General features: G+C 69.4%; 19 protein-coding genes and 1 pseudogene. 8 read left to right on the forward strand and 12 right to left on the reverse strand.

Annotated elements, in window-relative coordinates:
* Window positions 1-58 precede the first annotated feature (58 nt).
* On the forward strand, window positions 59-829 hold the full coding sequence (locus ACFWXQ_RS39595) for a group II truncated hemoglobin (protein ID WP_383951955.1): 771 nt from the start codon (window positions 59-61) through the stop codon (window positions 827-829).
* A gap of 351 nt (window positions 830-1,180) precedes the next feature.
* Here the strand turns inward: ACFWXQ_RS39595 and ACFWXQ_RS39600 are convergent, their stop codons facing one another.
* Entirely contained in the window at window positions 1,181-2,128 is a 948-nt protein-coding gene (locus ACFWXQ_RS39600) for a helix-turn-helix transcriptional regulator (RefSeq protein ID WP_383940624.1), read from the reverse strand.
* A gap of 173 nt (window positions 2,129-2,301) precedes the next feature.
* Here ACFWXQ_RS39600 and ACFWXQ_RS39605 point away from each other — a divergent pair, with 173 nt between their 5' ends.
* A complete protein-coding gene (locus ACFWXQ_RS39605) occupies window positions 2,302-3,342 on the forward strand; it encodes an NAD(P)-dependent alcohol dehydrogenase (protein WP_383940627.1) in 1,041 nt (346 codons plus the stop codon).
* 66 nt (window positions 3,343-3,408) lie between these two features.
* Here ACFWXQ_RS39605 and ACFWXQ_RS39610 read toward each other — a convergent pair whose 3' ends face one another.
* From ACFWXQ_RS39610 to ACFWXQ_RS39620, 3 genes are read right to left on the reverse strand one after another with little or no spacing between them, the layout of a single operon-like run.
* Entirely contained in the window at window positions 3,409-4,542 is a 1,134-nt protein-coding gene (locus ACFWXQ_RS39610; RefSeq protein WP_383940629.1) for a FecCD family ABC transporter permease, read from the reverse strand.
* Window positions 4,539-5,507, reverse strand: coding sequence for a FecCD family ABC transporter permease (locus ACFWXQ_RS39615; RefSeq protein WP_383940723.1), 969 nt, complete (start codon window positions 5,505-5,507; stop codon window positions 4,539-4,541). The genes ACFWXQ_RS39610 and ACFWXQ_RS39615 overlap by 4 nt, the downstream gene beginning before the upstream one ends.
* 48 nt (window positions 5,508-5,555) lie before the next feature.
* Complete coding sequence (locus ACFWXQ_RS39620; protein WP_383940631.1) at window positions 5,556-6,605, reverse strand: ABC transporter substrate-binding protein; 1,050 nt, start codon at window positions 6,603-6,605, stop codon at window positions 5,556-5,558.
* A 209-nt stretch (window positions 6,606-6,814) separates the two neighbouring features.
* Here ACFWXQ_RS39620 and ACFWXQ_RS39625 point away from each other — a divergent pair, with 209 nt between their 5' ends.
* The gene (locus ACFWXQ_RS39625; protein ID WP_383940634.1) at window positions 6,815-7,204 is read left to right on the forward strand and encodes a VOC family protein; all 390 of its coding nucleotides are present in this window, start codon (window positions 6,815-6,817) and stop codon (window positions 7,202-7,204) included.
* 52 nt (window positions 7,205-7,256) lie between these two features.
* Here the strand turns inward: ACFWXQ_RS39625 and ACFWXQ_RS39630 are convergent, their stop codons facing one another.
* Window positions 7,257-8,846: a protein kinase gene (locus ACFWXQ_RS39630; protein WP_383940636.1), complete on the reverse strand. Its 1,590-nt coding sequence runs from the start codon at window positions 8,844-8,846 to the stop codon at window positions 7,257-7,259.
* A gap of 213 nt (window positions 8,847-9,059) precedes the next feature.
* Window positions 9,060-9,632, reverse strand: a complete 573-nt coding sequence (locus ACFWXQ_RS39635; protein WP_383940639.1) for an SAM-dependent methyltransferase — start codon at window positions 9,630-9,632, stop codon at window positions 9,060-9,062.
* Window positions 9,633-9,820: 188 nt separating this feature from the next.
* Here ACFWXQ_RS39635 and ACFWXQ_RS39640 point away from each other — a divergent pair, with 188 nt between their 5' ends.
* The gene (locus tag ACFWXQ_RS39640) at window positions 9,821-11,035 is read left to right on the forward strand and encodes an FAD-dependent monooxygenase (protein WP_383940642.1); all 1,215 of its coding nucleotides are present in this window, start codon (window positions 9,821-9,823) and stop codon (window positions 11,033-11,035) included.
* Between the two features lie 58 nt (window positions 11,036-11,093).
* On the opposite strand, the gene ACFWXQ_RS39645 is transcribed toward ACFWXQ_RS39640, so the two are convergent.
* Both ACFWXQ_RS39645 and ACFWXQ_RS39650 read right to left on the reverse strand, forming a co-directional pair.
* Window positions 11,094-12,095 (reverse strand): LLM class flavin-dependent oxidoreductase, encoded by a 1,002-nt coding sequence (locus ACFWXQ_RS39645; RefSeq protein WP_383940645.1) that lies wholly within the window; start codon window positions 12,093-12,095, stop codon window positions 11,094-11,096.
* 100 nt (window positions 12,096-12,195) lie between these two features.
* Window positions 12,196-13,131 (reverse strand): SDR family oxidoreductase, encoded by a 936-nt coding sequence (locus ACFWXQ_RS39650; protein WP_383940647.1) that lies wholly within the window; start codon window positions 13,129-13,131, stop codon window positions 12,196-12,198.
* A 212-nt stretch (window positions 13,132-13,343) separates the two neighbouring features.
* On the opposite strand from ACFWXQ_RS39650, the gene ACFWXQ_RS39655 reads away from it, so the two are divergent.
* Window positions 13,344-13,910 (forward strand): TetR/AcrR family transcriptional regulator, encoded by a 567-nt coding sequence (locus ACFWXQ_RS39655; RefSeq protein ID WP_383940650.1) that lies wholly within the window; start codon window positions 13,344-13,346, stop codon window positions 13,908-13,910.
* Window positions 13,911-14,043: 133 nt separating this feature from the next.
* Here ACFWXQ_RS39655 and ACFWXQ_RS39660 read toward each other — a convergent pair whose 3' ends face one another.
* Window positions 14,044-14,445, reverse strand: a complete 402-nt coding sequence (locus ACFWXQ_RS39660; protein WP_383940653.1) for a hypothetical protein — start codon at window positions 14,443-14,445, stop codon at window positions 14,044-14,046.
* A gap of 464 nt (window positions 14,446-14,909) precedes the next feature.
* Window positions 14,910-15,368, reverse strand: a complete 459-nt coding sequence (locus tag ACFWXQ_RS39665; RefSeq protein ID WP_383940655.1) for a DUF4291 domain-containing protein — start codon at window positions 15,366-15,368, stop codon at window positions 14,910-14,912.
* 94 nt (window positions 15,369-15,462) lie between these two features.
* On the opposite strand from ACFWXQ_RS39665, the gene ACFWXQ_RS39670 reads away from it, so the two are divergent.
* The gene (locus ACFWXQ_RS39670) at window positions 15,463-16,311 is read left to right on the forward strand and encodes an SAVMC3_10250 family protein (RefSeq protein WP_383940727.1); all 849 of its coding nucleotides are present in this window, start codon (window positions 15,463-15,465) and stop codon (window positions 16,309-16,311) included.
* 608 nt (window positions 16,312-16,919) lie between these two features.
* Here ACFWXQ_RS39670 and ACFWXQ_RS39675 read toward each other — a convergent pair.
* Complete coding sequence (locus tag ACFWXQ_RS39675) at window positions 16,920-17,714, reverse strand: hypothetical protein (protein WP_383940658.1); 795 nt, start codon at window positions 17,712-17,714, stop codon at window positions 16,920-16,922.
* Between the two features lie 325 nt (window positions 17,715-18,039).
* Between ACFWXQ_RS39675 and ACFWXQ_RS39680 the strand changes: the two genes are divergently transcribed.
* A complete protein-coding gene (locus ACFWXQ_RS39680) occupies window positions 18,040-18,633 on the forward strand; it encodes a DUF4291 domain-containing protein (RefSeq protein WP_383940661.1) in 594 nt (197 codons plus the stop codon).
* A 73-nt stretch (window positions 18,634-18,706) separates the two neighbouring features.
* Here the strand turns inward: ACFWXQ_RS39680 and ACFWXQ_RS39685 are convergent.
* A pseudogene (locus tag ACFWXQ_RS39685) lies at window positions 18,707-18,853 on the reverse strand (DUF4291 family protein); the annotation flags it as partial.
* A gap of 220 nt (window positions 18,854-19,073) precedes the next feature.
* Here ACFWXQ_RS39685 and ACFWXQ_RS39690 point away from each other — a divergent pair.
* The gene (locus ACFWXQ_RS39690; protein WP_383940664.1) at window positions 19,074-19,361 is read left to right on the forward strand and encodes a DUF1905 domain-containing protein; all 288 of its coding nucleotides are present in this window, start codon (window positions 19,074-19,076) and stop codon (window positions 19,359-19,361) included.
* Window positions 19,362-19,679 lie beyond the last annotated feature (318 nt).

The raw sequence follows: 19,679 nt of genomic DNA on the forward strand, positions 1-19,679 counted from the left end.
ACGCGAACGGCCCGACGGAAGTGCAGCTTCCGCGGGCCGTCCGTGTTTGTGTGGGGGCATGACAGCGCACACCGTTGAGTACATCCGGTACCGCATTCCCGAGCAGCAGTCGGCGGAGTTCCTCGCCGCCTACACCCGGGCCGCCGCCCAGCTCGCCGCGGCCCCGCAGTGTGTCGACTACGAACTGGCGCGCTGCGAGGAGGACTTCGAGCACTTCGTGCTCCGCATCACCTGGACCTCCACCGAGGACCACATCGAGGGCTTCCGCAAGTCCGAGCTCTTCGAGGAATTCCTCGCCGAGATCCGGCCGTACATCAGCTCCATCGAGGAGATGCGGCACTACAAACCGACGACGGTACGGGGTACGGGGGCGTCCGTGCCGACGTTGTACGTCTGGGCGGGGGGTGCCGAGGCCTTCGACCGGCTCACCGAGGTCTTCTACGACAAGGTCCTCAAGGACGAGGTCCTGGCGCCCGTCTTCGAGGGCCTCGCTCCCGAGCACGCGTCGCATGTCGCGCTGTGGCTCGGGGAGGTGTTCGGGGGGCCGGCCGGGTACTCCGAGACGCAGGGCGGGCATGGGCACATGGTCGCGAAGCATCTCGGGAAGGGGATCACGGAGGTGCAGCGGCGGAGGTGGGTGAACCTTCTCCAGGACGCGGCGGATGATGCGGGGCTTCCTTCTGACGCCGAGTTCCGTTCCGCGTTCGTGGCGTACGCGGAGTGGGGGACTCGGCTTGCCGTGTACTTCTCCGGGCCCGACGCGGTGCCTCCGGCGGAGCAGCCGGTTCCGAAGTGGACATGGGGTTCGGCTCCGCCGTACCAGGGCTGACGCTCGGTCCGGGTTTTTCTCGCCCCCGCCGCCCCTACCCGTCCCATCCTTCTGGGGCTCCGCCCCAGGCCCCGGGGGGTGCGATTTCGGGTGCGGGTTCGTTGTGGCTGGTCGCGCAGTTCCCCGCGCCCCTGGAAAGCGGGGGCTGCGCCCCCTGCTTTCCAGCCCGTCCGGCGTTTGAGGACGATCCCCACCCGCCTCGGTCAACCCACCCCCCCCACTCACGTCCGCCTCCCCCACCTACGTCCGCCCCCCACTCACCCAGCCCCTCCGGCGTTTGAGGAGCGGGGGTTCGGGGGCTGGCCCCCGAGTAAGGGACGGGAATGGGTAGGGGCGGCGGGGGCGAAAAACCTACGCCTGCGGCGATGCCGTGCCCGCGCGGGTCGCGTCCGTGCCCCAGCTGGCCAGGAGGCGGAGGGCTTCGGCGGAGGGGGAGCCCGGTTCGGCGTGGTAGGTGATCATTGACTGTTCGTCGTCGTCGACGAGGCGGAAGGACTCGAAGGAGAGGGTCAGCTCGCCGACGAGGGGGTGGTGCAGCCGCTTGACGCCATGGCTTTTTTCCTTGACGTCGTGGTTCGCCCACAGCCGCCGGAACTCCTCGCTCTTCACGGAGAGCTCGCCGACCAGGGCGGACAGGCGCGGATCGTCGGGGTGGCACCCCGCGTCCATCCGCAGAAAACTCACCATGTCGGAAGCCTTCTGCTCCCACTCCACGAACAGCTCGCGATACTCGGGCTTGAGAAACACCATCCGCGCCCAGTTCCGCTCCTGCGGCGGCACCTCCGCCCAGTCCCCGAAAACGGCCGCGGCCATCCGGTTCCAGACGAGGATCTCCGACCGCCGCCCCACGACATACGCGGGCACCCCGTCGAACGTGTCGATCAGCTCCCGCAGAGCGACCCGCACCTGCTGCGGCCGGACCGACGGCTTCTTCTTGTGCTGCTTCGGCTTCGCCAGATGCGTGAGATGCGCGTGCTCGGCCCCCGTCAGCCGCAGAGCGCGCGCGATCGAGTCGAGCACCTCCGCGGACACGTTCCGCCCGTTGCCCTGCTCAAGCCGTGTGTAGTACGCCACGGACACCCCGGCCAGCTGCGCCAGCTCCTCGCGGCGCAGCCCGGGCACCCGGCGATGCCGCCCGAAGTCCGGCAGCCCCACGTCCTCCGGCTTCAGCCGGGCCCGGCGCGTGCGCAGGAACTCGCTGAGCTCGGCACGCCGGTCCAGCGGGCGCCCCGACCCCGGCCCCGCTTGTCCCGCCTGTCCCGACCGCCCCGCGGACTCCTGAGAGGGCTGTTCTTCCATACGTCCAGTATTCACGGTCGTACGCATACGAACCTGCCACCATCAGTAGTAGGACCAGCGAACGTACGCAAAGCCGTGGTCTGGGTGACCGCCGTGATCAGGAGCAGGCTGGAGGCCGTGCCCGGCCGGAAGGCAGGCCGGGCGCAGAACCCCTCCTTAGGAGAACCCCCGGCATGACCACTGTCGCCGCATACGCCGCTCCCGCCGCAAAGGCTCCGCTGGAGCGCACGACCATCGAGCGTCGCCCGGTCGGCGAGCACGACGTTCTGATCGAGATCAAGTTCGCCGGCATCTGTCACTCCGACATCCACCAGGCCCGCGAGGGCTGGGGCGAGGCCATCTTCCCGATGGTCCCCGGCCACGAGATCGCCGGCATCGTCACCGAGGTCGGCGCGGGCGTCACCAAGTTCGCCGCCGGTGACCGCGTGGGCGTCGGCTGCATGGTCGACTCCTGCCGCGAGTGCGAGAACTGCGAGGCGGGCCTGGAGCAGTACTGCACCCGGGGCAACGTCGGCACGTACAACGCCATCGGCAAGGACGGCGAGCCCACCTACGGCGGCTACTCGACCCACATCGTCGTCGACGAGGCCTTCACCGTCCGTATCCCCGAGGGCCTGGCCCTCGACGAGGCCGCGCCGCTGCTGTGCGCCGGCATCACCACGTACTCCCCGCTCAAGCACTGGAACGCCGGTCCCGGCAAGAAGGTCGCCGTCCTCGGCATGGGCGGTCTCGGCCACATGGGCGTCAAGATCGCGCACGCCCTCGGTGCCGAGGTGACCGTTCTCTCGCAGTCCCTGCGCAAGAAGGACGACGGGCTGAAGCTGGGCGCCGACCACTACTACGCGACCAGCGACCCGAAGACCTTCCAGGAACTGCGCGGTTCCTTCGACCTGATCCTGTCCACCGTGTCCGCCCCGCTGGACCTGGACGTCTTCCTCTCCCTCCTCAAGACGGACGGCGCCTTCGTGAACGTGGGCGCGCCCGAGGAGCCGGTCTCCCTGAACCTCTTCTCGGTGATCGGTGGCCGTAAGACCCTTGCGGGGTCCGGGATCGGTGGCATTCAGGAGACCCAGGAGATGCTGGACTTCTGTGCCGAGCACGGGTTCGGGGCGGAGATCGAGCTGATCAGTGCGGGTGAGATCAACGAGGCGTATGAGCGGGTGCTGAACAGTGATGTGCGGTACCGGTTCGTGATCGACGTCGCGACGATCTAGTTCCCACTGGGGTGCGCTTATTCGGCTGCGGGTTCGTTGTGGCTTGTCGCGCAGTTCCCCGCGCCCCTAAAGGATGGGGCTTCGCCCCTGTCCTTTAGGGCTGCCCGCCAGGAGCCACAGCAAGTACGGGCCCCCCACCAGCGCCGTCAGTGCCCCCACTGGGATTTCCAGTGGGGGTATCAGCGTGCGGGCTGTCAGGTCGGCCGCTACCAGGATCATCGATCCCGTCAACGCCGAGGCCGCCAGTGGGAGTTGGGGGGTGCGGGTCAGGCGGCGGGCCAGTTGGGGGGCCGTGAGGGCTACGAAGCCGATCGGGCCCGCCGCTCCTGTGGCCGTTGCGGCGAGGATCACGCCCAGGACCGTCAGGGCGAGCTGGGTCCGGTGTACGCGGACGCCCAGGGCGGAGGCCGTGTCGGGGTCCAGGCCGAGCGGGCGCAGGGCCCGGTTCGCCCACACCAGGGCGGGGAGGGCGAGGAGGAGGATCCAGGCCAGGGGTACCGCCTGCTCCCAGCCGCGGCCGTTGAGGCTGCCGGTCAGCCACAGCTTGACCTGCTCGGCGGCGGCCAGCTCGCTCTCCGCGAGGTACAGCTGGACGACCGCCGAGAGGGCCACCCCGATACCGACCCCGGTCAGCACGAACCGGCTGGGCTGCATGCCGTGCCGCCAGGCCAGGACGTACACGAGTGCCGCGGCCCCGAGCCCGCCCGCGACGGAGACCGCCGGGAGCGCGCCGGGGGAGGCGACCGTCCCCGTGGCGAGCGCCAGGACCGTGGCGGCGGCCGCCCCGTGGCCGACGCCGATGACGTCCGGGCTGGCCAGCGGGTTGCGGGTCACCGTCTGCACGAGGGCCCCGGAGAGCCCGTACGCGGCGCCGACCAGCGCGCCGAGCACGATCCGCGGGACCCGCAGCTCCCCGACGATCAGGTCGTACGGGCCGCCGTGGCCGCGCAGCACCCGCCAGACCTCGCCCGGCGACACGTACGTCTGCCCGACGCACGCCGAGAGTGCCATGACGCCGGCCAGGAGAAGCAGCAGTACGGCGACCACGGCCGCCGAGCGGCGGTGCAGGAGCAGCGAGAAGGAGCGGCGGCGGAGGACCGAGAGGCCTGCCGAGCGGGGGTAGGTGGGGTCCGGGTTCGGCCTTGGGGGTGTCCTTGGGGGTGTCGGCCGCTCGGACGGGCGCGGGGATGCCGTCGTCATGAAGCCGCTCCCTTCCGGCGTACGAGAACGACCAGGACCGGCACGCCCACGAGTGCCGTCATCACCCCGGCCGGTACCTCCGCGGGTGCGCGGACCACCCGTCCCGCGACGTCCGCCGCGAGCAGCAGGGCCGCGCCGAGCAGCGCGGAGAGCGGCAGGGTCCAGCGGTGGCCGCCCGCGACGAGGCGGCGGGCCAGGTGCGGTACGGCGAGGCCGATGAAGGCGATCGGTCCGGCGGCGGCCACCGCGGCGGCCGTCAGGACGGTCGCGCCGAGTGCCGCGCAGACCCGCACGAGCTGGACCTTGTGGCCCAGGGCGCGCGCGGTGTCGTCGCCGAGGGCGAGCGCGTCCAGGCCGCGGGCGCAGCCGAGCACCAGCAGCGCGCCCGCGACGAGGAAGGGCAGCATCTGCCCGACCGTCCCCGCGTCGCGTCCGCTGAGCGCGCCCACCTGCCAGAACCTGAACTGGTCCAGCGTCGCCGAACTCCACGTCAGGACCACGGTGGTGGCCCCGCCGACCATCGCGGACAGCGCGGTCCCGGCGAGCGCGAGCTTGACCGGCGAGGCGCCGCCCCGGCCGCGCGAGGCGACGGCGTACACCAGACAGGCGGCGACGACCGCGCCCACGAAGGCGAACCAGACGTAGCCGCCGAAGCCGTTGGCGAGTCCGCCGGTGATCGCGAACACGACCCCCGCCGCGGCCCCCTGGCTCAGCCCGAGGATCCCCGGATCGGCCAGCGGATTGCGGGTGACGGCCTGCAACGCCGCCCCCGCGACCCCGAGCGCGGCCCCCGCGGTGAGCCCGATTGCGGTTCGGGGCAGCCGCAGCGACCGTACGACCAGGGCGTCCCGTGAGCCGCCGCCGTGCAGCAGCGCGTCGACCACGGCGGACAGCGGCACCTGCCGGGTGCCGACGGCGAGGCTGAGGGCCACCGCGACGAGCGTGAGGAGAAGGGCGACCACCAGCCAGGAGGTGCGTACGGTCGCGGTGCGCGTGGTCACGTGCTCGCGAACCTACTTGGCGAGTGACTCGGTGAGCTGCTTCACGACCAGGTCGGCAGCGGTGGGGCCCGCGTTGAGGTACCACGGGTCGTCGTCGACCTTGACGGCGTGCCCGGCCTCGACGGCCTTCATCGACTTCCAGAGCGGCCCGGCGAGGACGCTGCCGGCGTCGGTCTTGTCCTGCGCACCCTGCACGGAGTAGAAGATCCAGTCGCCGTCCGCGACATCGATGCTCTCGGCGCCGATGTCCTCCGAAATGGCCTTGAACTGCTGGGACTTGGGCCGTCCGAGCCCCATGTCGACGGCGATCGACCCGGTGAAGGAGGAGACACCGAACATCCGGGTCCGGTCGGGCGTGAACCGCAGCATGGACACGGCGGTGTTCTTCCCCTCGACCTTCGTGCCCGCCGCGGCGGCCTCGTCCGCGTGCTCGTCGAGGAGCTTTTGCGCCTGCTCGCCCTTGCCGACGGCGTCGCCGACGAGCAGCAGATCCCGCTTCCAGTTGATGCCGTTGCCCGCGGTGATCACGGTCGGGGCGATCTTCGACAGCTTGGAGTAGAGGTCGCCGAGCGAGTCGTTGGCGAGGATGAGGTCGGGCTTGGCGGTGGCCAGCGTTTCGAGGTTGGGCGCGGCCCGGGTCCCCGCGTCGGTCATCTTCGCGAGCTGCTTCTTGTACTGGGGGAAGGCGTCGGCGAGGTAGCCGGGTACGAGTCCGGCGTTGTCGGCGCGGGTGGTGGCGGCCGGTACGACTCCCAGGGTGAGCAGGTCGTCGAGCTGCCCGGTGCTGAGCACGGCTATCCGCTTCGGCGCGGCCCCGATCTCCGTCTTGCCCTTGAAGTGGCTGACGGTACGCGGGAACTCGCCCTCGGCCGCCTTCGTACCCATGCCGTCGGCGAGGGCGCTGGGGGCGGCGGAGGGGCCCTCGGAGGCGCCGGCGACGGGATTGCGGGCGCTCTTGCCGCCGCCCTCACTGCTCTTGCCGCTCTCCGACGACGCGCATCCGGCCATCAGCCCGCCGACCACGGACACGGCCAGGACGGCTCTCAATCCCGATGTGCGCACGACTCTCTCCGATTTTTCGATCCATAAGGCAAGGCTTACCTTATCCCGCTTTCCGGAGTGGCCACTTCCGGGGCTGCGCACCCGTCACACGGGCACCTAGCGTGGAAGAGATACCTGGAAGAGATACGTGAAACAGGTAGGAAAAGGTCGCCGATGGCGAGCAACGCGCCAGGAACGAAGAAGAGCAACGAGCCAAGGAGGTACGCACGATGACCGTCGAGCTGAACCACACGATCGTCGCCGCCCATGACAAGAAGACCTCGGCCCGGTTCCTCGCTGACATCCTGGGCCTGGAGGTGAGCCCGCAGTACGGACCGTTCATCCCGGTCCAGATCCCCAACGGCGTGACCCTCGACTACATGGACGTGAACGGGCCCATCCCGCCCCAGCACTACGCGTTCCTGGTCTCGGAGGACGACTTCGACACGATCTTCGCCCGCGTCAGGGACGCGGGTCTGACCTACTGGGCGGACCCCTTCCACCACCACGTCGGCGAGATCAACACCAACGACGGTGGCCGCGGCACGTACTTCGACGACCCGAACGGCCACAACCTGGAGATTCTTACGCGGCCCTACGGGAGTGGGGGTCAGGGGTAGGCGACATCGGTGGCGGCTCGGCCTGCGGGGCAGGCTGGCCGGTGGCTGTCGCCTAGTGGACGGTCTTCGCCGCCCACAGCACCGCGTCGCCGGCCTTGATCACGACGTTGCCGTCGGCCTGGAGGACCAGGACCGCTCCGGGGTGGCCGAACGTCTGTGAGGCCCATATGGGTCGCCCGGCACTGTTGTGGACGACCAGGTTGCCGTCGTCCTGGAAGCGGGCGGTGTTGCCGGCGCCGGACGTCATGGCGGCCCAGAGGGGGCGGTCCTGCTTGTCGGTGATCACGAGGTTGCCGTCCCGCTGCATGACCAGTTTCGTCTTGGCGGTCCGTACGGACTCTCCGACGCCCAGGTCGTACACGGCTTGGAGAACCCTGCGTACCGGGATCGCCGGGTTCGCCGGGCTCGCCGGTTTCGTGGCCGACGCCGAGGGCCGTGGCTTCGCGCCGCCGGAGGAGTCGTCCGAGGCATCGGAACCGGAACCGGAGCCGCGCATACCGGCGTACGCGGCGACCGAGACGGCGGCCACGGCGACGGCGGCCGCCGCGGTGACGGCGACGACCAGCCAGAGGGGGCGCCGGCGTCTCTCGGGTGCGCCGGGGGCGGCGGCCAGGACGGTGCTGTCCTGCGTCTGCCCGGCGGTCGGGTGCCCGGGACCGGGGCCGAGACCGGGAGCCATAACGGGCTGGGTCTGCTGGTGGTGCCGCAGGTCGGGTGGGAGGTCGGGCCGTGGGTCGACGAGGGTGTGCGTCGGCTGCTCGTGCGCCGTCAGTTCCGTGGCGAGGGCCGGAGGGCGGACGTCCGGCCAGTTGCCGGTGCGGGCGCCGAGCTGCTCCAGGCGTTTGCCCAGTTCGGCCGCGGTGGGACGGTCGGCCGGGGACTTGGCCAGACATGAGGCGAGTACGGGGACCAGGGCCGGCGGAACGCCCTGGAGGTCGGGCGCCTCGTGGACGGCCCGGTAGACCAGGGCGGCCATGGCCACGTTGTTCTCCTGCGGGCGCGTGAACGGGCCGTGGCCGGTGGCGGCGTACACCAGGACCGCCGCCAGCGAGAACACGTCGGCGGGCTCGGCCGGCACGCCACCGACGGCCTGGTCCGGCGCGAGAAAGCCGGGCGAACCGAGGACTCCGCCGACCTGGGTGTGCCGGGGGTCGTCGGCGGCCCGTGCGATGCCGAAGTCGATCAGCCGCGGGCGGTCGCGTGCCAGCAGGACGTTGCCCGGCTTCACGTCCCGGTGCGTGAGGTCGGCCTGGTGCACCGACTGCAGCGCGCCGCACAGTTCGGCGGCGAGCGAGAGGACCGCGGCCTCAGGGAGCGGGCCGTGGCGCGCGACCCATTCGTCGAGCGAAGGCGCCGGTACGTACTCCGTGGCCAGCCACTGCGGACGCTGGCCCGGCGGGCTGTAGTCCACGACGGTCACGGTCCACGGCGAGCGCACCCGGTCGCTGTTGCGTATCTCGCGCGCGAACCGCTCCTCGAACCCCGGATCACTGCTGAGATCCTCACGGATCGTCTTCAGCGCCAGCAGACGCCCGGACGGCGTACGGGACAGGAACACCTGCCCCATGCCTCCCGCTCCGAGCCGGCTCAGTATCGGGTAGCCGCCGATGGACGACGGATCCGAAGGCTGAAGGTTCTTCATGAAAGCTGCACCCCGGGGATCGGCCTCGCCGCTCCAACAACGCGTCGCGGCCTGGTAGTTGAATCGAGGAGCAGCGTAGTTGGCGGGGCGCGCGGAGGTGGGCCGAGTGAGCGTGTTGGGCCGGGTCTGTGCCGCGGTTGTGGCGAGCCTGTGGCGTGGCGTGGCGTGGCGTGGCACGGCGGGGGCGGGGCCGCGGTTCGGTGGGCGGGCTGTTCAGGGGCGGCCAACGATGCCCACGACCGGTGCCGACAGGCGTAGCACCTCCGCGGCGAAGCCGCCCGCTTCGAACTCACCGGTGACTTTCGCGGCGAGTTCGTCCAGTCGCTCGCCCTGCCGCTCGCCCTGCCGCTGGTCCTGGCGTTCGTCCAGTCGCTCGCCCGGCGGCTGGTAGAAGGCGTACAGGGCGCCGCGCGGAGCCAAGAGGCCTGCCGCGAGGGCCAGTTCGGCATGGGCGGGGCCGGTCCAGAACAGGTTCACGTTGATCGCGAAGATCTTGTCGAACCGCCGGTCGGCGAGGCCCGCGGTCGTCAGGCCGGACTCGGTGAAGGCGGCCGTGGCGATCGTGGCACGTCCGTCCGCGATCGGGTCCGCGTTGCGCCGTACGGCACGTGCCGTGGCCGTCGCGGAACGGTCGACGGCCGTGATCGTGCCCGTGGTCAGCAGCGGACAGACCAGTTCGACGGCGACCCCGCCGCCACAGCCGATCTCCAACAGCCGGTCGCCGGCCCGCACATCCAGCGCGGCGACCGCCTGCCTGATCCGCTCCGGTACCGCCGTACCTGTCACGGGCGACGAGTGTAGGGCCACAACTTGGGCCGAAATGCCCCGTACAGCCGTGGAGTTGTGTTCGATAGCCTGCCCGGGCCGATGGCCGGGTACCTGGGTGCGCGATCGTGCCGAAGTGCCGATGCATCGATGTGCCGAAGCATTGATGTGAGGTCGTGGCGGTTGAGCGGTCGTCATGGGGGCGTGGCATGCGAGCGGTCGTCGTGGGAGCGGGTATCGGGGGACTGGCGGCGACGGTGAGCCTGCGCCGGGCCGGTCATGAGGTCACGCTCGTCGAGCAGGCGGCGCGGTTCACCGAGATCGGTGCCGGGATCCAGCTCGCGCCCAACGCCACGCGTCTGCTGCGCCGCCTGGACCTCCTCGACGAGGTCGCCGCCCAGGCCGCCCGCCCCTCCCACGTGAGCTTCCGCACCTGGTCCGACGGGTCCGAGATCTGCCGTTACGCGCTGGGGCGGGAGGCCGAGGACACGTTCGGGGCGCCCTACCTGCTGCTCCACCGGGCCGATCTGCATCAGGCCCTGGCCGCCGCGGTGCCGCCCTCGTCGGTGCGCCTGAACACCACAGTCGTGGGCATCGATCAGGACGACCGGTCCGCCTCCGTGACCACGGCGAGCGGCGAACGCCTGCGCGCGGACCTGGTCGTGGCCGCCGACGGGATACGGTCGGCCGCCCGCCAGTGGCTCTTCGGCGCGGACGACGCGGTCTTCTCCGGGACCGCCGCCTACCGGGCGCTGCTCCCGGCCGGCGAGGTGGCCGATCTGGACCTGCCCGACCTCGGCCTCTGGCTCGGTCCTGGCCGGCACTTCGTCCACTACTGGGTACGTCGTGGGGAACTGCTCAACGTCGTGGCCGTCGTGGCCGTCGTCACGGCGGAGGCCGAGGCCGAGGCCGATGCCGAGGCCGAGGCGGCGACGGAGTCGTGGACCGCCCGGGCGGAACCGGGCGAGCAGCTGCGCGAGTTCGACGGCTGGGACTCCCGGGTGATCGACGTCCTCGAACGCGCGGGGCAGGTGTTCCGCTACGACATCCATACGCGGGTGCCGCTCGCGCGGTGGAACATCGGCCGGGTGACCCTGCTGGGCGACAGCGCCCACGCGATGGTGCCGTTCCAGGCCCAGGGCGCGGCGCAGGCGATCATGGACGCTGCCGTACTCGGCGACGCCCTCACGGGTGCGACCCCGGCCGATGTGCCAGACGCGCTCGACCGGTACGTACGCCGGCGCCTGACCACCGCCACGGACATGCAGGCCAACTCCGCCCGGGCGGGCGACGAGTTCCACCTCCCCGACGGCCCCGAGGCCCGGGCGAGGAACGCCCGCATGGCGGCGTACGCGGCCGAGCACGTCTTCCTGCCCCAGGCGACGGGGTGGGCGGTGGACGTCCTTGACGACCGGCGTCCTTGACGAACGCCCACCATCGCGGGGCCTGGCCTGGCCTGGCCAGGCCTGGGCCGAGCCTGGGCTAGGCCGTCGTCGTAGGCGTCGTCGTCGGCGTCATGACGTGCTGCTTGACGAGTTCGTACGACCGCAGCCGGTCGGCCAGTGCATAGACGGGCGTTACGAGCATGAGTTCGTCCGCTCCGGTCAGGTCCACCAGGTCCGTCAGCTGCTTCGCGACGGTCTGCGGCGAGCCCTGGGCCTGGTGGGCGCGGAAGCCCGCCAGGAGCTGGGCCTCGTCCGCGGGGAACGAGTGGGCCGCCGCCTCTTCGGGCGTGGGGAAGGGGAAGCCGCCCTGTCCCTTGAGGAGTCCGGCCTTGATGACATCCATCGGGCCGACGAGCCGGGCCGCCTCCTCGTCCGTCCCGGCGCACACCGTTTCCACGCAGACCAGCACACGCGGGCTCGCACACCAGCGGGACGGGGAGAAGTGCTCGCGGTAGTGGGCGAGCGCGGCCAGGGTGTTGTCGGGACGGATGTGGTGGGCGAAGGCGATCGGCAGTCCGAGTTCCGCGGCGAGCGCGGCACCGGCCGTGCTGGAGGACAGCAGCCATGGCTCCGGGAGCGGGTCCAGACCGACCTCGTCCACCAGGAGACGCAGTGTCGACGACACGTCGTCGCGGTACTCGTCGTCCGTCGTCGGACCGGCCCCGCGGCGCAGGGCGCGCGCCGTGGCGTCGTCGAACGTACCCGGGCCCCGGCCGATGCCCAGGTCGATCCGGCCCCCGTGCAGCGCGGCCAGCGTGCCGAACTGCTCCGCCAGCATGATCGGGGCGTGGTTCGGAGCGAGAACGCCCCCGGAGCCGAGACGGATCGACGTCGTCAACGCGGCCGCGTGGGCGGTCAGTACGACGGGCGGGAACGCTCCGATGGCCGGGGAATGGTGATGCTCGGCGTACCAGAGCCGTAGATAACCGAGTTCTTCGACGCGTCGGGCGAACTCGGTGGTGTCTCGCAACGTGTCCTCGGCCGGAGCACCCGTCTGCACCATGGCCACTTCGAGCGCGCTGAGCGGAACGGTGATCATTGGGTCAGTATAGAAATCGTCCGCCGGGGCCAACTCCCTTTGCGTGCACGGCGGGTCGGGCGCCGCGCAGGCCGCCGGCGGGGTCGGCCGGTGCCGGCGGTCAGTCGCCCGGGGCGGCGAAGTAGTGGCCCTTGTCGAGGTCGTCGAGGAGCCCGGGCCCGGTCGGCTGCCACCCCAGCAGTTCGCGGGTGTACGCGCTGGAGGTGGGGCTGTCCAGGGCGAGGAAGGCGGCCAGCCAGGTGAAGTGCCCGGCCGCGTCGTCGGGGGAGACCGAGGCCACGGGCAGACCGAGGTGCCGCCCGATCACCTCGGCGACGGCACGTATCGGCACGCCCTCGTCCGCGATCGCGTGCAGCGTGGAGCCGGCCGGGGCGCTCTCCAGCGCGAGGCGGAACAGATGCGCGGCGTCGGACCGGTGCACGGCGGGCCAGCGGTTGGCGCCGTCGCCGATGTAGCCGGAGACGCCCTTCTCGCGGGCGATGCCCACCACGGTGGCCATGAAGCCGTGGTCCCCGTCGCCGTGCACGGTCGGAGCAAGCCGTACGACGGACGAGCGGACGCCGCGGTCCGCGAGGGCGACCGTGGCGTGCGCGTTGCCCAGCCGCTTGACCGGGCCGGCGGCCCAGTGGCCGTGTACCGGTCCTGACGCCTGACCGTCCTGCTCGGTGGCGGTCTGCCCCGGCGCCAGCCCGAGCGTCCCGGACGCGATGACGAACGGGCGGTCGGATCCGGCGAGCGCCTCGCCGAACGTGTCGATGGCGCGCCGATCGGCGTCGGCCGCGTCCTCGAAGCCGCCGCTGAACGCGATGTCGTGCTTGAAGGCGAGGTGGATCACGCCGTCGGACTCGGCAGCCGCTTCGCGCAGGGTGTCGAGATCGTCGAGCGTGCCGCGGCGCACCTCTGCGCCGGCCTCGGCGAGAGCGGCGGCCGAGGCGTCCGAGCGGGCGAGCCCGACGACCTGGTGGCCGGCGCCGATGAGCTCCGGAACAACGGCTGAACCGATCCAGCCGGACGCGCCGGTGACGAACACACGCATGAGGAGAACCTCCGGGTAGGTCGATGGGCCGACCGTCGCAGCCGCGGGCGCCCGGACTACCGGGCACGCCGTGCACATGGCGTGCAAGGGGAACTAGGGGGAGCTAGGGGTGCGCGGGACATGCGGCGGCGGGGGCGGACGGGTCGATGTCAGTGACTGACATCAACCGTAGCACCTGATGTCAGTCACTGTCATCGCGTACGATCTGGCGTATGAGTCGATGGGAGCCGGACGCGCGCGGGCGGCTTGAGAAGGCGGCGCTGGATCTCTACAGCGAGCGCGGGTACGAGCAGACGACCGCCGCGCAGATCGCCGAGCGCGCCGGGCTGACCGAGCGGACGTTCTTCCGGCACTACGCCGACAAGCGCGAGGTGCTCTTCGGGGGGTCGCAGGCGCTGGAGCAGGCCTTCGTGGCCACGCTCGCCGACATTCCGCACGAGGCCGCGCCGATCGACGCGGTGGCCACGACGCTGGAGACCGTCGCCGCGTTCTTCCTGGAGCGCCACGAGCACTCCCGGCAGCGCCAGGCCGTCATCGTGGCCAACGCGGAGCTGCGCGAGCGCGAGCTGATCAAGCTCGCGTCCCTGTCCGCGGCACTCGCCGCCACACTCCGCCGACGCGGCGTCAAGGACCCGGCCGCGACCCTCACCGCGGAGGCCGGCATAACCGTCTTCAAGGTCGGCTTCGAACGCTGGGTCGGCGACAACGGGGAACGCCCCCTGGCGGACTTCCTGCGCGAATCCCTCGACGAACTCAAGGTGGTGACGGCGGGAGGGTGATGGTGGGCGGATGACGGCGGGTACGTGGCCGCGGGCACCCGCTGGGGCGGGTTGCTCTGAGGGGCGACGGCCGGTGGCCGTGCTCCGACTCGGCCGCAGGTAGGCCGCAGTTGGAGCGGCTCGTGCGGCCGCCCTAGTTCGTTTCGCCTGAATGCTCGGGCTCGGGCTCGGACTCAAGCTCGGGTGCTTGTGCTCCTGCGGGCTCGCCGCGGCCGATCGTCATGGACCAGCGCACCGACGAGGGCGCCAGAACCGAGACGGTGCCCTTCTTCTCCACGCCAGCGACACGGACCTGGTTGTAGCTGGTGCCTATGTCTATGTCTATGCCTGTGCCGGTGGTGGTGCTGGCTTCGCCATCGACGCATGCCAGCGGGAAGCCGACGTTCACTGGCTTCACGGAGACCTCGATCTCCCCTTTGCCCTGGCACCGGACGGCGATGATCAGGGCATCACCCTTCTCGCCCGCGCCGAACTCGAATGTGCCGCCACCCCGGGTCTCACCCTGACGACCGGCGACGGTCTCGGTGGCGTCCAACTCGGGTGGGAATTTCACGGAGTTGGAGTCCGGGTGGTGTTCAGGGCGGGGAGATGCGGCGGGCACTGTTGCGCGGGGCGAAGCAGGCCGCGGAACACTCGCGACGTCCGTCCGATCGGCCCCGCACGCAACTGCAACAGCAAGCCCTGCCATTGCGAGGCTCGGTGCAATCAGCAGCGATGCCACTCTTGAATTTCGTATCGCGGTTCCCCCTGGTGAGACGAGTGGGGGCAGTCGATCGTGATGCCCGCCCGCGGTCACCCGATCCTGCAGCGCGCCACCGCGGCAGACAAGATCCAGGTGAAAACGCTGAGGGGAACGTGAGGTTCGGTTTCTGTCTGAAGCGGCCGACGCCACGTTCCACGCGGGAGGGGGCGCGCCCTGGTCGAGGGAGCATTGGTGATGGCGAGCCCGCACTGCCATGTGCCCCATGGCCGGCAGCCGGCCGCTCGGTGAGTGCCTGGTCAGGGACGCAGGTCGGCCAGGAGTTCGTCGGCGGCGGGGTAGGGGCGCTCCTGGGGCAGGAGCCGGGCCGCGGAGTCCAGGTCGCCGCTCCTGACGAGCGTGTGGATGTCGTGGGCAAGCGGAGTCACGTCGCTGATACCGACCGTCCACTCGTCCGCGTAACGCCGCACGGCCTCACCACAGAGCCCGAGTTGGAGCGAACGGTACGTCAGCGGGCGCAGGCGCAGATCACGCTCGGGGTCCCACTGGACGCGGGCCGGGGCCTGCTTCACCTGCCGCTGCCAGGTGGCGCGGTCGGGGTGCACTCCACGTACGTAGCCCGACAGACACGCGCGGCGCAGCGCCCACTCGAACCCTTCACGGGTGATCTCGACCGCCAGAACGATCTCCTGCCCAGCCTTCGCGCCCCAGCCGCACCGGTACATCATCCACAGGAACGACGGCTTGATCCACGTCAAGCAGTGTTCGTAGACCTATTTAGACTTGCGGCCCGCAGACACGTGCATCATGGTCGACGACCTTTGAGTGGGGGCGGGCATGCGACTCAACAACATGATCTATTTTTCCCGTCGACGGCTGGAAGCATTCTTCCCGGAGTGCCCGCCAAGACGTATGCCGACCGTGAACGTGGGAGTCGATCTTCAGATGGCATTAGTGGAGCTTGGATCTCCAGCTTCGCGAAGCCCGACTGACGCGGAGCTGCACAGGCTGCGTCAGGTACGGCGAGAGATCGAGCGCAGTGCATCCCACTTCTACGTACCTGGACTGAGTACTGGCGAATGGATCTACTTCGATCTCAAAATGGGCTGGGGTACGACTCACGAAGACTCCGAACTTCCGGACCTTGACGACGTTCTCGTGTTCTTCGGCTCGCTGCCGGCAGAGCACAGTCCTGGCGAAGGTTCTGTAGACCTGATGCTGTGTGGATCTACCGAGCACTTACTCAGGAAGACAGCAACTGCGGGAAGGATGGGGTCTGGAACTGAGTGGCTCCACAGTCTGATTCTCAAGATCAACGATTCTGACGCGCGTGCTCACACAGAGATCCCAGAAGAACTGACGCAGCAGGCGCTGGCAGTACCCCGAGTCAACCGACCGAAGCAAGTGGCCCGGTGGGTATTCCGCATGATCGCGCGGCATCATGCACCTGCCCAACGCGCTCGCGTACAAGGGTTGGCGCGTGTGGACCTCAGCTTTACCGGCGATGAGTTCAACCCACACTTGGTGGTAGCCACCCCACTGTATGTGCATGACGCTTCTAGGAAGGGACTGCGCTGGATCACTAGGTTGCGTCTCCATCGCGATCTCTGCAGCCGCTTCGGTCGGTCCATCTGGAAATGGAGCCCCGACCTTCCGCCGCGTGATCGTAACCGGCACTATGCTCCGCCACGGGGCACTTAGTTTCGCTTTTGCAGTCTATTAGCGGCGCTTCCCGGTGTATGGCCTTTCGTCCTGGACGCGTTTGATCATGGAATCAATCAGTCGGCGCGAGGTGTCGTCACTGAAGCGGCATGTGTGTGCCACCTCGATACGCAAGAAGGACCGGTCTTGGGGGTCTGCGAGATCGCGACAGTTTGTCTGGCCCTGCAACCTAGTGTCGTGACCGTCGGCGATCTGTAGCGGTTCTTCGAGGTCGCGGAGCTGAGGCATGAGCCGGTCGGGGTGCAACGTGAGGACGTGACGTACTCGCCCTCGGCTGGCCTCTGCCAATAGTGCGTCCCACCTCCGCCGCTTGGGCTTCCGCTGCCATGTGGACTGGTTGTTGTCCGAAGAACTGGCCTTCGGAGGCGACAAGTCCGAGACGTTCAGCTGCGGACCGGCTGCCTGCCTGGCCCGCAAACGCTCGGCGTAAGCGGCCGTCCGTCTGACGGTCCGTCTGTCTTCGGCCATGGAAAAGGGCTATGAGCGCGGCTTGATGACCCACGTCAAGCCGCGTTCACAGTCCCTTCTGCCAAAGGTGTTCGGGCTGGTCGTCCATGGTCGTATCTCTGACAGCGCTGGTGGCGGCATCAGCCGCGGTGCTGCCACCAGCGCCGCTTCGGCTCGACCTGCCGAGGATGGTCTGCGGTCTCACCAAAGGCTGGCGGGGCATCCGAGGCGAGGGAGTTCAGGGCGGCGCGGATGCGGTCGAAGGAAGCAATCGTGTGGTGACCGTCGGCGGGCAGCGTCACCCCCAGGCAGACCAATTTGAAACTCTCCCCGCTGAGGCGAGTGCTGATGAACACCGGTGCCCCTGCGCACCCCAGCGGCAGGTCGCCGTTCCAACGGATGCTGTCGCCGCTGGTGCGCGTAACCTGGCCGACCACCACAGCCTGCTCTCGGGCACCGTCCTCGATGATGTGACCCAACACGTAGGCCGCGATCGGGTGCTCACCGAGGTCGGCGATGTCCTCTTCCGTGGCGGCGATGCCTTCGGTGATCTCGTCGGTCGTCCAACTCCACCCCTTGCGAGCGCCGTGCGCGTGCAATCCGGTGGTGGGCATGACCGCCACTCCCAGGTCACCGAGATGGGCCCATCCCTCGGCGAAGTCGATCATCATCAGCTTCTCTGCACTCATCGCGGGTGTACACAAGTCTGGACGCAGGGTGAATTCGGCCAACTCGACTCTCGCCGGCTCGCTGGCAGTCACGAGGTACTGGCGGATGACCTCGTCTTCGGCGGTCGTCTCCACGAGATCGTTGAACCAGAAGGCCGTGGCGTGTTGTTCCTCCCGGTGGGCTCGCTGGAAGGGAAGCGTCGATCGGCCGACGTGATCGACTATCGCGTCGATGGTCGCACTATGAAGGTCGGGTAGGTCGGACATGGTTCGAGAGGCTAGTGCCTGCTCTGCGACAGCTACCGAGGGTGCTGACGGTCCAAGGGGCGCCATCGACCTCCGGGTGGTCCAACTCCTCGACAGCTCCACGATCACCAGTCAAGATCGGCCACGCGATCAAGGCAGGCCAGCCCGCGCGTCACCACTCCTCAGCCTTCGTCGTCGGCAACGCACAAGGGTCTGTCAAAGCGGCTTGATGATCCAGTCAAACCTTGCCAACTGCCTGCCGCCTGCGGCCGATGTGCTCCGTCGGATCGAGCAACGGGTCGAAAATCGGTGGTCACCTGAGCTGGCCGAGCCCACGCTGTACGCCATGGAAGAACCACACGGCCGGATCCGTGCGCTCCACACGGCGTCCACGATCACGGTCTACCAGGCGTACTCCCCTGAGATCGGACTGCCCGCCATCCGAGACGGCCGTTTTCCCGCCGCGTGGAAGCCTGGCCGTATGACGTGGATCAAGCCCAGTTTCATGTGGATGATGTATCGCTCCGGCTGGGGCACCAAGGAGGGTCAGGAGACAGTCCTCGCCGTCGAGATCACTCGCGACGGATTCGACTGGGCGCTGCGCCATGCCTGCCTGTCGAGTTACGTTCGCGGACTGCATCCCGATCGCGGCACCTGGCAACGTGAGCTCAAGCGCGCACCGGCTCGTGTCCAGTGGGATCCCGAACGCGATCTGCACCTGCGTCCCCTGCCGTACCGCTCGCTGCAACTGGGGCTCTCGGGCGAGGCATCGTCGCGTTACGCGGACGAGTGGATCATGTCCATCAGCGACGTGACCCCGCTCGCCAACCAGATCCACGCACTCGTCAGGGACGGTGAAATGGACTCAGTTGCCCGACTGCTACCCCAGGAGCAGGGATACCCCGCCAGCGCAGAACTCCTGGCCCACCTGCGTCCCTGACCGGCGATCAGGGCACAACTGGGGGCACCAGCCCGGGTCACATGGCGACACAGGTCTGTGAACGCTGCTTGATGACCCACGTCATCCGATCCCGTTTCCACGCCGACGGGAAACGACCTTCCCTGGCCGCGCGTTGGCCGATTTGCGGGGAGTACGCCTGGTAGACGGTGACCGTGGATGCGGTGTGGACCGCCCGGATGCTGCGGTGGGGTTCTTCCATGGCCTGCAGCGTGGGGTCGACCGGTGCTGTCGGCCACTGGTTTTCGACTGCCGGTCCCGCCGAGTCGAGGTCGCCGTTGCCCGCGAGTGTGTGGATCCCGCTGCGAGGGGGATGGCATCCTGCCTCCGCGGGCGTCTGTTGGTCGCTCTCGCGGAGGAGTGGTGGCACGGTCGGTACGCCTAGCGCGACTTGGCCGTACGTGCGAAAGGGGGCCGGCAAAGTGGAGTTCGCCTTCGCGGGTCGGGTGCTGGAATGGCGTGGGCCGTCGCCGTACTACTTCGTCCCGGTGCCGGACGAGGAGTCCGCCGACATTCGCGAGGTGGCCGCGATGGCTTCGTACGGCTGGGGCGTGATCCCGGTTGAGGCACGGATCGGTGAAGTCGTCTTCGGTACGTCGCTCTTCCCCAAGGACGGCCATTACCTGTTGCCTCTCAAGGCCGCTGTCCGCAAGGGGCAAGGCATCTCGGCAGGGGACGACGTTGCCGTGGAGATCTCGGTCCGCCTCTAGCCCCGACTTCTAGCCACGACCTCTCGTCCCGAACGCCGAACCTTGAGACTGACGGGGCGGCTGACGTCCGTTCCGCGTGCCCGTGCCCGCAGGGACAGGCCACTGCTGGTCGTCACCGATTCCGAGGAGCCCGCCGACCGGGACGTCGCGTGACGCTCCTCGCCATGCGCCCGCTGGAGAGAGTTGTCCGGCAGCTCCAGGGTGGTTCGATTGCCCGGTGGCGCAGCACAGCACCTTCGAAGGCAGCCGCACTGATCCGGACCCCGGACTGCCCGAGAAAGTCGCTCCCCAGTCTCCGTATGCCCGGCGCAGCATGAT

This window comes from Streptomyces sp. NPDC058697 (assembly GCF_042715345.1).
GTDB lineage: Bacteria > Actinomycetota > Actinomycetes > Streptomycetales > Streptomycetaceae > Streptomyces > Streptomyces liliifuscus.